The following is an 11,858-nucleotide window of genomic DNA, read 5'->3' on the forward strand; positions in this document are numbered from 1 at the left end:
GTCGCTTTGGGGTCATTAGCCGACGCTCGGAGCCCATCCGAACTTGGTCCGCTCCATCCCCGGAAAGCAGACGTCGGTGAACCGATCTGCCATGTCGGCTCATGAACGGACTCATGCACCGCACAAAACCGGTCAACGTTCGATCACCGCGTCGGCGCGGGTGCGCGTAGTTCATTCCGGCAACCCCGCTTTCCGAAGCCCCTCGATCAACAGCTTCGCATGTGCTTGTCTGCGCCGACCCATCCTCGCGGATATTGTGAAGGCGGGATCGACCTCAAGCACACGCGCCGCCGCCTCACGCGCTTCGGTATCACGTCCGAGATGGGCGAAAGCGGACGCGAGACAGTAGCAAGCTCCCGCATAGGAGGGGTTATGACGTTGAGCCTATTTCCCTGCGACGACGGCCTCGTCAAAGCGGCGAAGCTCAATGAAAGCCACCCCTATCCCGGTTAGCGAGTGCTTCAGGTTTGGGTCGACCGGGCTCACGCGCAACGCGCGCTCAAAACTCCGGGCCGCTTCCTCCGGCAGGGAAGCGTTCCGCGTGTTGAAGCCGGGCGGCCGCGCTGTGATCGTCGACTTTGCAAAGCCGCCGCGCCAGAAACGCACTTTCAAGCTCCACCGGCACGGACATACCGATCCGGACAAGGTCGCAGTCGACATTGGACAGAGCGGATTCGATGTCGTCGAGCAAGGCGATGTCGGGACCAGAAGACTCCGCTATCTCATAGCCCGAAAACCCGTTTCTGGAGATCCAATTGCCGAGAAATTGTAGGCGGACGTCACGTTGCAGCGCTGTTTCCGAATGAACTGCATCCCCCGGGTCAGATGGTGCGTACAGTTGTAGCAACAGATGCGCGAACGCTATCCGCCATGTTTGGAAGCGTGACGGACCTCTGACGCGGACCTTGAATTGTGCGCTTACCCTATCGCCCTCTCAGCATCGCATCAGTTCCTCACGACGACAATCAGTGGCTTGTCCCTATCAGCTCTGCTGTGCACGACCAATGCCTTGACGCTTGCGCTGGTACTTTCATTGCGGGCGAGATGGACGAGATCGGCCGCGATGATTCCTGCTTCTCCGGCGTTCAGTCGAGTCACGGCTGCTCCTTCGACTTCCACGACAAGGCTTCCTTCGAACACGTGAAGTAATTCCTGCGCACCGGGGTGCTTGTGCCATGGAGCGGCCGCACCGGGTGCGAAGTCGACGACACTGACAATCGTCTCCTGGGCGGGGAAATGGTTGCCCGTGGGGACTTTCACCTCCTATTCTTTGCCCGCTTTCCTGGCGCACTCTGCTTGGGGTCAATCTGAGACCTTCCAGGCGCATCGGCGGATGGCCGCTTTACCCGCAACTGCGGACAAATGGGCTTGCTGCGGCGTTCGGTGGCGCCGCTCCTTAAAAAAGTGGTCGACTAAACTAGGAGTTCGGATGGCGAGGGACGATCACTGTCGGGGTGAATGTCAGAACAGGTTCGTCGTTCTGATTGTAAACGGTCCATTTGACGCGCGCGGTGCCCTGCGGCTTTGTTCGGGATGGTGTGAGTTCGACGACCTCGCCCTCGATCCGAAGGACGTCACCAGGGCGAACTGGAGCCAGCCAGCGCAGCTCATCGACGGCGAGACCCAGCAACGGATGCGGCCCGAACGGACGTAGGGCAACTGCTAGCCGCATCGCGATCGCAGCAGTATGCCAGCCCGAGGCTGCCAGACCCTTGAACATCGATTTCTCGGCAGCAGCTTCGTCAAGATGGAAGGGTTGCGGATCGAACTCGGCGGCGAAACGCTTGATATCATCTCTTGTGACTTCGGCTTCGCCGCCCTTGTAGCGCATGCCGACTGTTAGGTCGTCGAACCATTGGATCATGACATCCTCCAAAACAGTGCCTGGAAGCATCGTGCGCCGGTAGGCTGTGTACTCATGAGTAGATTATGTCCGCTTAGCCCCCAAATACGGTACAAAAAGCGGACATGGCAGTATCGACGCAATGTGCCAACACCAGACGTCAATTCTAATCGGTGGCAAGCGGTCTACCGAAACTTCCGATGCTTCAAGTCCGGGCGCACCCCACCCTCTTGGCAGAGATTGTCCCAGACCAAACCGATCGAAAGTATCGCTTCAGTTTGACTTTTGCTTAACGTAGCGGCCTGGTGCCGCTTCGATGACGTTATAGTTGACGTTGCCCGCCTGTACCGGCGCTGAAACGGTGCCGCTTGAATGCCGCTTCATCCAGGCATCCCAATCGGGCCACCAGCTTCCCGGTTCTTCTTCGGCTCCCTCGAGCCAGTCCTTCGCTTCACAATTCAGATTGTTGTTTAGCCAATGGCTGCGCTTGTTGCGAGCCGGCGGATTGATGACTCCGGCCACGTGACCGCTTGCCGCAAGTACGAAGCGCGGGTCCGTTCCGATCAGATCCTTTGAGCGATAAGCACTCTGCCACGGCACGATATGGTCCTCACGCGACGCCAGCACATAGAGTGGAACCTTGACGCTGGATAGATCGATTGGCAGACCACACTGCGTCGTCTTGCCAGACTCTCTGATTTTGTTTTCGAGATAGGTATTGCGCGTGTACCAGCAATACATCGGGCCCGGGAGACTGACGCTGTCAGAGTCCCAATATAGCAGGTCGAACGCGTCCGGCGTCGTGCCCTTTAGATAACTGTCGACAACATAGCGCCAGATCAAGTCATTGGCACGCAGCGTTCCGAACGTAAACGCCAATTCCTTGCCGGACAGGATGCCGCCCCCTCCGATCGCGACCTCTCGCAAGGCAACCGAGCCTTCGTCGATCAGTAGCCCGATATCGCCGGTGTCGACGAAGTCGAGCATGGTGGTAAGCAGCGTCAGGCTGGTGAGCTTCTCTTCGCCACGCGCGGCCAGTACGCTCGCTGCGCAGCTCAATATGGTTCCTCCAACGCAGAAACCGAGCGCGTGAACCCGCTCGACATTGGCGATGTCGCGCACCACATCGATCGCCTTCAGTGGGCCCTTTGTCAGGTAGTCGTCCCAGGTAAGATGTCCGATCTCGGGAACCGCGCTCCGCCAGGAAATCAGGAAAACATGATGGCCCTGAGCTACGGCATACTCAACAAAGGAATTGCCCGCGCCTAGATCGAGAAGGTAGTACTTGTTGATGCACGGCGGCACAATGAGCAGCGGCGTCTTTTCTACGTTCGCGGTCTGCGGCGTGTACTGGATCAGCTGAATCAGTTCGTTCTCAAAGATGACGTTCCCCGGTGTAACCGCGAGGTTACCACCCACTTCAAATGCGGATTCGTCGACCCTCGTAATCCGCCCCTTTTGAATGTCTTCGATCAGATTCTGGATTCCAGCAGAAAGACTCGTCGCGCGAGTTTCGATTGCCTTTCGTATGACTTCCGGATTGGTGGCAGGGAAATTTGAGGGACTCATCGCGTCAATGAATTGACGTGCATGAAATCGAAGCTGCAGCCTCGTTCTGTCATCTACGTGCGCGCGATCAACCAGTTCGTGCAGTTGTGTCGAGGCCAGCAGGTATGACTGCTTGAGCAGGTCGTAGAACGGTGTCTCCTGCCAGGCGTCGTCCTTAAAACGCTTATCGCCGCGTGCCGACTCAACCACCGCGCGCTTCCCGCCGCTGATTGCCGCCATGAAGGCAGCGTTCCAGAACCGCCAGAATTGCGTGAAGTACTCGCGCTGCATATCCATCGCGAATGCAAACGGTGAGAAGACTTGGCCGCTTGGCGCCGCACTACTACCGCGCACTCCCATGGCGGCCGCAAGCGCATCGTCGAATTGCTTGATCGATTGCTGGCCCGCGTGAATCAGGTTTTCGAGATACTGAGTTGGATCGCTGGGCGACTGGGTCCTGTCCATACGACCTCCACAATCAACAAGCAGTGTTGTCATGACCACTATTTTTGACATGCGTTGTTAATTCCACAACCCAAATCGACACTCCAAGTTCCGAGGACCTCTCCATTCGGTCTCGCGCTGCGAGCGAATTCTCCCCGACACGCTTATCATGCTCTCTAACTCACTTCGGCCGGCACGAAGCGACGGATGACGAAATTGCGGCGGAGGCTGAAACATACCCAAACGACGGCTTCGCCTAACGGATTACCGGCAGTTCAAATGACCGCCTTCTCAACAGCGCACGCTCTCGCCAGCAGCTTTCTGGGATCCCAGCCTTAGCGACCGGCCCTGACTTCGACACCTCAAACGCCGGTTCGATTTATTCCCTTGCGGCCTCCGGACTATTGGACAACACTTGCAAAACAGGAGGCACTCGTCTTCCGGTCTGTTTCTCGCGGTTGGCGATTTCGTACGCCTTCGAAAAGAGCGACCCAAGAGGGAGGGTGCCATGCGTCAGTGGATGATGGTTGCTGCCTTGCTGCCGATGCTCGGCGGTACGGCGCTTGCGCAAGAGACGGTCAAAATCGGCTACATCGATCCGCTCTCGGGCGGCGGTGCCAGCATCGGCGAGGTCGGCTACAAGACCTTCCAGTTTCTCGCTGAAGAGTTGAATGCCAAGGGCGGCATCCTCGGCAAGAAGGTCGAGATCGTTCCCTTCGATAACAAGACCAATCCTCAGGAAAGCTTGATTCAGGCGCAGAAGGCGATCGACGGCGGCGTGCGCTACATCACCCAGGGCAACGGGTCGTCAGTTGCCGGCGCGCTGACGGATTTCGTGACAAAGTACAACGAACGCAATCCCGGCAAGGAAATCCTCTATTTCAATTATGCTGCGGTAGATCCGGTTCTCACCAACGCCAAGTGCAGCTTCTGGCATTTCCGGTGGGATGCAAATTCCGACATCAAGATGGAAGCGCTCACGAACTACATGAAGAGCGCCGCGGACATCAAGAAGTTATATCTGATCAACCAGGATTATTCGTTCGGCGAGTCGGTCCGCTCAGCCGCAAAGACCATGCTGAAGGCGAAGCGGCCGGACATTCAGATCGTCGGCGACGAACTGCATCCGTTGCTGAAGATCACCGACTTCGCACCTTACGTTGCGAAGATCAAGGCGTCCGGCGCCGACAGCGTCATCACCGGCAATTGGGGGCAGGATTTTGCGTTGCTCCTCAAAGCCAGTGCCGACGCCGGACTAAAGGTGAACTGGTACACCTACTATGCGGGCGGCACCGGCGGCCCCACCGCGATCAAGCAGGCAAACCTCAATCATCAGGTGTTCCAGATCGCCGAGGGGATTCCGAATCTTGGCTATCCGTCGGCAGACGCTTTCGAGAAAGCTCTGCGGGCGAAGTATGACTTCAGCCTGTTCTATCCCCGCGCTGTGAACCAGATGCGGATGTTTGCGGCCGCGGCGGAAAAGGCCAAGTCGCTGGATCCGGTCAAGGTCGCTGCAGCGCTCGAAGGCATGCAATTCGACGTCTATAACGGTGGTGGCAAGGGCATCATGCGCAAGGACGACCACCAGTTCTTCCAGCCGATGTATATCGCCTCGTTCGGCGATCGCACGGAGAAAGAGCCGTTCGACGAGGAAAAGACCGGTTGGGGCTGGCGGCAAGCTGCAAAGATCGACCCCGAGCAGACCATGCTCCCGACCACCTGCAAGATGGAGCGCCCGAACTAACCGGCGTCTCTGCGCAAGCTTCCTCGCTCCGGCGATCGCCGGAGCGAGGTTGATCTCTGAGGGATGGTGTGTCGTGCTCGAACTCATCGTCATTTCCACGTTGAACGGCGTTCTGTTCGGAATGCTGCTATTCTTGATGGCAAGCGGCCTGACCGTCATCTTCAGCATGCTTGGCGTCCTCAATTTCGCGCATGCTAGCTTCTATATGCTTGGGGCATTTTTCGGCTTCCAGATCAGCCGATGGGTTGGCTTCTGGCCCGCGCTCTTCATCGCTCCATTGCTGGCAGGCGCGCTCGGCGCGGCGGTTGAGCGATTTGGGCTGCGACGGGTTCACCGTAACGGTCATGTCGCGGAACTCCTGTTTACCTTCGGCCTGGCCTTCGCGATCGAGGAGATCGTCCAGATCATCTGGGGCAAAAGCCCTGTCGATTTCCGTATTCCGGCGTCGCTGGATTTTCCGGCCTTTAGAATCTTCTCGACCAATTACCCCGCCTACAAGATGTTCATGTTGCTGGTTTCGATCGCAATCTTCGTTGGCCTGCTTGTCGTCCTCAAGAAATCGCGCGTCGGCCTGATAGTTCAGGCAGCCCTCACCCATCCGCATATGGTCGGGCATCTCGGCCACAATGTCGGGCGCATCTTCATGCTGGTGTTCGGCGTCGGTACGGCGCTGGCCGCCGTCGCCGGCGTGATCGCGGGCCCCGCGCTGGTGACACAATCGAACATGGCGGCACTGCTCGGACCAATTCTGTTCGTCGTCGTGGTCGTCGGCGGTCTCGGTTCGCTGCCCGGCGCCTTCGTTGCGTCGCTGCTGATCGGCCTCGTCCAGACCTTCGCGGTCTCGATGAATGGTTCACTTGCCGGCGCATTTGGCCCACTTGGTCCGGACTATGCGCAAACCTGGCTGTCGGACATCTGGGGCGTAACCGTCGCTCAGGTCGCACCTATCATGCCGTACGTGCTGCTGGTGCTCATTCTGATCTTCCGTCCGATGGGTCTGCTGGGGACACGTGAAACATGACCGAATTGGCTTCAAGCGTTGCGCCGCCTAATCCGGCCCTCAGCGAAAGGCTGAAATTCTATGGCATCTGGATTGCCGTAGCGCTGCTACTCCTGGTGCTGCCGAAGATTTTCGGCTCCGGCGGCGCACTGACGACCTTTAGCCTGATCGGCATCTCCATCATTTTCTCCCTCTCCTACAACATCCTGCTCGGCCAGACCGGACTGCTTTCATTCGGACACGCCGTCTACTACGGCCTTGGCGGCTTTCTGGTGATTCACGCCATCAACATCATCGGCGCCAACAAACTTCCGATCCCGCTGCCCGTGGTTCCCCTGGTCGGAGGCCTGACCGGATTGTTCTTCGCTGCACTGCTTGGATGGGTATCGACACAGCGCAGCGGAACGGCGTTCGCGATGATCTCGCTTGGCGTCGCCGAACTGATCGCCTCGTCTGCTCTCATCCTGCGCACGTTCTTCGGGGGTGAAGCCGGCATCTCTGCGAATCGAACCAAATTGTTTCGACTGTTCGACTGGAGTTTCGGACCGCAGATTCAAATCTACTATCTTGTCGCTGCATGGACGTTGTTGGCGATCATCGCCATGTACGCGCTGACGCGCACGCCACTCGGCCGCATGTGCAATGCCGTTCGTGACAATCCGGAGCGCGTTCAGTTCGTTGGCTATGACCCCCACGTCATTCGCTATCTGGCCTTCTGCTTCGCCGGCTTCTTTGCCGGCGTCGCGGGCGCCCTCGCCGCAATCAATTTCGAGATCGCCAACTCGGCATATCTTGGCGCCGTGCAATCCGGCACCGTCCTGTTCTCGACCTATATCGGCGGCGTCGGATACTTTATTGGGCCGATTGTCGGGGCGATATTCGTTACAGCTCTGTCGCTGAGCCTGAGCGATTTGACATCGGTCTGGCAACTCTACTTCGGACTGTTCTTCATAGCGGTCGTGACGTTTGCGCCCGGTGGCATCACGGGGCTTCTGATGATGCATCGGCCGCTGCTCAGGGGCGGCACGTTGGGTAAGGTGTTGCCGTCCTATCTGATCGCGCTGATTCCGACGCTCGCATTGGTCGCAGGCCTCATTCTTGCGATCGAATCGATCGTGCATCACACCGTAAATCCGGGAGACGACCCCAATATCAAAGCCTTCGGCATGAGCTTCAATGCATCGAGTCCGATCACGTGGATAATAGCCCTGTTCCTCATCGTCGGCGGATTTGTCGTTGCGCGAGAGACCTGGCGCAGGCTTGCGCGCGCCTGGGACGACGCGCTGACGGTTGCGCATGAAAGGGGGTACCACGCATGACCGCGCCCGCCATTGAAATCAAGGACGTCCAGAAAAGCTTCGGCAATATTTCGATCATCCGCGACCTGAATTTGAGCGTAGCGCAGGGCGAACGGCACGCGCTGATCGGCCCCAATGGTGCGGGGAAATCGACAACGTTCAATCTCATCAGCGGCTACATCAAACCGACATCGGGAACGGTGACGCTGCGCGGAGAGGAGATTTCGGGCCTGCCCCCCTATCAGATCAACCGCCGCGGCCTGTCGCGCAGCTTCCAGGTCACCAATGTGTTCGCCAACATGAGCGTATGGGAAAATCTGCGTTGCGCCGTGCTCTGGACCGACGGCCATCATTATTCGTTCTGGAAGAACATCGATAATCTGAAGCAGGTACGCGACCGAACGGCGCAGGTGCTCTCGGACATCGGGCTTACTGCACGCCGCGACGTACCGGCCGGACTGCTGACATATGCCGAACAGCGCGCGTTGGAGATCGGCATCACCATTGCCGGCGGCGCCGACGTCATCCTGCTCGACGAGCCGACCGCAGGCATGAGCCACGCAGAAACGGAACGGGCTGTTTCTCTCATTCGTCGCCTCACTGAGGGCCGAACATTGGTCATCGTAGAACACGACATGAGCGTCGTGTTCGGACTGGCCGACCGAATTTCGGTGCTGGTCTATGGCCACATCATTGCGACCGGAACGCCGGAGCAGATTCGATCGGATCCGAAGGTCAAGGAAGCCTATCTCGGCGAAGAGGCCGCCTGATGCTCGAAGTCACGGACCTGCACGCCTACTACGGCAAGAGCCATATCCTCCAGGGCGTCGATCTGCGGATCGATGCCGGCGAAGTCGTAAGCCTGTTGGGTCGGAACGGCGTCGGACGTTCGACGACCGTCAAGGCGATCATGGGCGAGGTACCGCCCCAGGGAACCATCAGGTTCAAGGGGGCCGACATTGCCGGACTACCAAGCTTTCGCATCGCCCATCTCGGCCTCGGATACGTTCCTGAGCACCGCGATATTTTTCCAGGCCTAACCGTGCGTCAAAATCTGATCCTCGGTATCAAGGACCCGCGAAAGCCTGGCAAATGGCGGCTCGACGATATGCTGCAGATGTTCCCCAATCTGGCGGCACGTGCGGACACCGCCGCCGGCGTCATGTCCGGCGGCGAGAAGCAGATGCTGACGATGTGCCGCACACTGATGGGTGACCCCGAACTGATCATGATCGATGAGCCGACTGAAGGCTTGGCGCCCCTCATCGTTCATCAGGTCGGCGAACTGATCGCAGAAATCGCACGACGTGGAGTGGCTATCCTGCTCGTCGAACAGAAACTCTCCATCGCCATGCGGATATCGCACCGCGTTTATGTGATGGGTCACGGTCGCATCGTTTTCGAAGGCACGCCCGCGGATCTGACGAAGAACGCCGCGGTTCGGAAGGAATGGCTGGAGGTTTGAGCGGGCGTGGGTAGCCATCAACGATCGGAGCCGGGCACTATCATGGAGAAGAGAGCAGTTCGCCTTGAGTGCAGAACCCGATTGGACACTTGAGGCTCGGAAACCGATCGGAGGATACCATGGACAGGTTGTCAGCTCTCGATGCCAGCTTTCTTTACGGCGAAACACCGGAATCTCCGATGCATGTTGCCGGCTTGGCGATACTCGATCCGCCTCCCTCAAATGCCAACGTTTTCGCGGCGTTTCGTGACCATCTCAAGAGCAGGCTTCATCTCGTTCCCTTCTTCGAGCGCAAGCTGGCCTTGGCGCCGATCCAGCTCGATCATCCGGTCTGGGTCCATGACGACAATCTCGATCTCGAATATCATTTCCGCCACGTCTCATTGCCGAAGCCGGGAACACGCGAGCAGCTCGAGACCCTGGTGGCGCGGCTGCACATGATCCTGCTCGATCGCAGCCGACCGCTCTGGCAGTATTATGTGATCGAGGGCCTGGAGAGCGGCGGCTTCGCGATCTACATCAAGATGCACCACGCCGGCATCGACGGCGGTGCGGGGATGGCTGCGCTTCCTATCATATTCGCCACCTCCCCCGATCCGGAACCAGTGCAACTGCCCTCCCCGACGACCAGGGACAGCAGGCCTCCCGAGCTCTTCGAGCTGATCCGCGATTCCTACGACAAGTTCTTCACCCAGCAGCGCGAATTTTATCAGTCGTGGCCCGATATCGGCAAAGCGATCGCGAAAGTCGGACAACGCGTTACGGAGGATCTGGCGAACCCACCTCGCCGGCTTCCGATCGCACCGAAGACCCTTTTCAATGCGTCGCTATCGAGCCAGCGGTCATTTGCAACTTTCACCATCTCGCTTCGTGAAGCGAAGGCGGTCGCCAAGCTGACAAAGTCGAAGCTGAACGACGTTGTCATGACGGTCAGTGCGGGCGCCCTGCGGCGCTACCTGGAAGCAAGGAACCAGCTTCCCGATGGGCCGCTGATCGCAGCGGTGCCAGTTTCACTGCGAAAGGCAGGCAACGCCGATATGAACAACCAAGTCACGGCGATGCTGTGCAATCTGGCAACCGACATTGCCGATCCGATACGCCGACTAGAGGCAATCGTCGCCTCATCGACCGATTCCAAGAAGCGGCTCGAAGATATTCGCGACGTCATCCGGACCGACATGACCTGGCTGGGTGCGCCGATCATCATCACCGGCATGGCACGATTGATGGGACAGGCCAAGCTCGCCGAGCAACTCCCCGCCATCGTGAACGTCCTGATTTCGAACGTGCCGGGACCGAGAGAAACGCTCTATTGCGCGGGCGCGAGGATGATCAACTATTTCCCAGTCTCGATTCCGTCGAATGGCAGCGTCCTCAATATCACCGTTCAAAGTTATTTGGACAATCTCGACTTCGGGCTGATCGCCTGCCGAACCGCCGTTCCAGACATCGAAAAGCTGGTAAATTTTACGGTAAACGAGTTTGAACGCTTGAAGAAGGCCGCGAGCGGCGAAGAGCCAAAGGTCAGAAGGATCGAAATAAAGCAAGCGAAGGCCGCGCGACGGTCGGCCTGAACTATCCTGGCTGGGCGGCCTCCGATTGGAGGCCTGTCGCCTGCAGGTCGCCGCTACTTGTCCGAAGACTCCCCGTCAGGCGTTGCATATATGCGCAGGCACCTCATCCTCGACCTCCAATGTCTCCATCTAGCTTAGCATATCGTATGGCCTCTCTGTGCAATGCAATGTCGGGGTTGGGTCAATCGCGTCGGTTTGACTGCGTACCGCCGACTTCCGCTCTCCCCCTATAAAAGGACATTGTTACCGTGCGTCGGCATGTCTCAAATGGGCCACTTGCGGACATTCAGAAGTCAGATGCCTCCATTTGCTGGCCCCGCACGGGTCAAGCTTGCTGAAAGTACGGCTTGCTTCTGATATTGAGCATGACGATCGGGTAAGCCATAAGCTGTCCCTGACCCCACCAGCGGCGCCGGTGTATCCAGCTTCGCTCTCGCTGCGCTCTCCCTCGGCTGGCTCGTGAGACGGCGTGCGCACCAACCGGCGTGAGCCACGCATCGCTCGCTTCCGGAATGATAGGCCGCAGAGACCGCCTCGGGGCGGTCTCTTTGTTCTTGCTCTTTAGCAGCCTCGGCAGATCGTGAGATTGCGCTTCAGTTTCTCAACTTCTGCTTGATCGCCCAGCGACCGTATCGCCGATGGTCTCTCGGCAATATCGGGCTTTTGACTGACCTTGGACTGTTTTGCTGGGCGAGGCCTAATGGGCAGAGGCTGGCCCGTCTCCTCGCCGTCGTCGATACCTGCGGTAAAGCCATCGGGACCGGGCTCCTGTGACGGAGACGGCTTGCCGATGCGCGGCGTGGGCAAAAGGTTGTCGATGCCCGGCGAGGGCAAAATGTTTGCGACGGCCGGTGCCGGCGCGTCTTTGTCATTGGCAGGCGGTGGCGGGTTCTTGGCGGCTGCTGATCGTGCTGAACCTTTGGCGGTCGCTGTTCGCGGTGG

10 protein-coding genes and 1 pseudogene are annotated in these 11,858 nt (G+C 58.5%); 6 read left to right on the forward strand and 5 right to left on the reverse strand.

The genetic code is table 11. The features are described from left to right. Positions 1-499: 499 nt before the first annotated feature. The 4 genes from CQ12_RS44025 to CQ12_RS22000 form a co-directional block, all read right to left on the reverse strand. Positions 500-691: a hypothetical protein gene (locus CQ12_RS44025; RefSeq protein WP_157088391.1), complete on the reverse strand. Its 192-nt coding sequence runs from the start codon at positions 689-691 to the stop codon at positions 500-502. Between the two features lie 254 nt (positions 692-945). Next, positions 946-1,260, reverse strand: coding sequence for a cupin domain-containing protein (locus tag CQ12_RS42565; RefSeq protein ID WP_083519420.1), 315 nt, complete (start codon positions 1,258-1,260; stop codon positions 946-948). Positions 1,261-1,417: 157 nt separating this feature from the next. After that, the gene (locus CQ12_RS21995; RefSeq protein WP_057837399.1) at positions 1,418-1,864 is read right to left on the reverse strand and encodes a MaoC family dehydratase; all 447 of its coding nucleotides are present in this window, start codon (positions 1,862-1,864) and stop codon (positions 1,418-1,420) included. Positions 1,865-2,116: 252 nt separating this feature from the next. After that, on the reverse strand, positions 2,117-3,856 hold the full coding sequence (locus tag CQ12_RS22000) for a PHA/PHB synthase family protein (protein WP_057837400.1): 1,740 nt from the start codon (positions 3,854-3,856) through the stop codon (positions 2,117-2,119). A 487-nt stretch (positions 3,857-4,343) separates the two neighbouring features. On the opposite strand from CQ12_RS22000, the gene CQ12_RS22005 reads away from it, so the two are divergent. The 6 genes from CQ12_RS22005 (at position 4,344) to CQ12_RS22030 (ending at position 10,916) form a co-directional block, all read left to right on the forward strand. Beyond that, positions 4,344-5,579 carry a branched-chain amino acid ABC transporter substrate-binding protein gene (locus tag CQ12_RS22005; RefSeq protein WP_057837401.1) on the forward strand — a complete coding sequence of 412 codons (1,236 nt, stop codon included), beginning with the start codon at positions 4,344-4,346 and terminating at the stop codon, positions 5,577-5,579. Between the two features lie 73 nt (positions 5,580-5,652). Beyond that, positions 5,653-6,600: a branched-chain amino acid ABC transporter permease gene (locus CQ12_RS22010; RefSeq protein ID WP_057837402.1), complete on the forward strand. Its 948-nt coding sequence runs from the start codon at positions 5,653-5,655 to the stop codon at positions 6,598-6,600. Continuing rightward, positions 6,597-7,898, forward strand: coding sequence for a branched-chain amino acid ABC transporter permease (locus CQ12_RS22015; protein ID WP_057837403.1), 1,302 nt, complete (start codon positions 6,597-6,599; stop codon positions 7,896-7,898). The genes CQ12_RS22010 and CQ12_RS22015 overlap by 4 nt, the downstream gene beginning before the upstream one ends. Beyond that, the gene (locus CQ12_RS22020; protein WP_057837404.1) at positions 7,895-8,647 is read left to right on the forward strand and encodes an ABC transporter ATP-binding protein; all 753 of its coding nucleotides are present in this window, start codon (positions 7,895-7,897) and stop codon (positions 8,645-8,647) included. The genes CQ12_RS22015 and CQ12_RS22020 overlap by 4 nt, the downstream gene beginning before the upstream one ends. Beyond that, positions 8,647-9,342, forward strand: coding sequence for an ABC transporter ATP-binding protein (locus CQ12_RS22025; RefSeq protein WP_057837405.1), 696 nt, complete (start codon positions 8,647-8,649; stop codon positions 9,340-9,342). Before CQ12_RS22020 ends, CQ12_RS22025 begins: the two co-directional genes overlap by 1 nt. A gap of 179 nt (positions 9,343-9,521) precedes the next feature. Further along, positions 9,522-10,916, forward strand: coding sequence for a WS/DGAT/MGAT family O-acyltransferase (locus tag CQ12_RS22030; protein ID WP_057837406.1), 1,395 nt, complete (start codon positions 9,522-9,524; stop codon positions 10,914-10,916). Positions 10,917-11,477: 561 nt separating this feature from the next. On the opposite strand, the pseudogene CQ12_RS45700 reads toward CQ12_RS22030, so the two are convergent. Further along, positions 11,478-11,858, reverse strand: a pseudogene (locus CQ12_RS45700) (hypothetical protein); the annotation flags it as partial.

Origin of the sequence: Bradyrhizobium jicamae, from assembly GCF_001440395.1 — a bacterium.
GTDB lineage: Bacteria > Pseudomonadota > Alphaproteobacteria > Rhizobiales > Xanthobacteraceae > Bradyrhizobium > Bradyrhizobium jicamae.

Coding starts and splice junctions, on each gene's coding strand:
- CQ12_RS21995 (WP_057837399.1), bottom strand. CDS start 1,864: ATGATCCAATGGTTCGACGACCTAACAGTCGGCATGCGCTACAAGGGC.
- CQ12_RS22000 (WP_057837400.1), bottom strand. CDS start 3,856: ATGGACAGGACCCAGTCGCCCAGCGATCCAACTCAGTATCTCGAAAAC.
- CQ12_RS22005 (WP_057837401.1), top strand. CDS start 4,344: ATGCGTCAGTGGATGATGGTTGCTGCCTTGCTGCCGATGCTCGGCGGT.
- CQ12_RS22015 (WP_057837403.1), top strand. CDS start 6,597: ATGACCGAATTGGCTTCAAGCGTTGCGCCGCCTAATCCGGCCCTCAGC.
- CQ12_RS22020 (WP_057837404.1), top strand. CDS start 7,895: ATGACCGCGCCCGCCATTGAAATCAAGGACGTCCAGAAAAGCTTCGGC.
- CQ12_RS22025 (WP_057837405.1), top strand. CDS start 8,647: ATGCTCGAAGTCACGGACCTGCACGCCTACTACGGCAAGAGCCATATC.
- CQ12_RS22030 (WP_057837406.1), top strand. CDS start 9,522: ATGCATGTTGCCGGCTTGGCGATACTCGATCCGCCTCCCTCAAATGCC.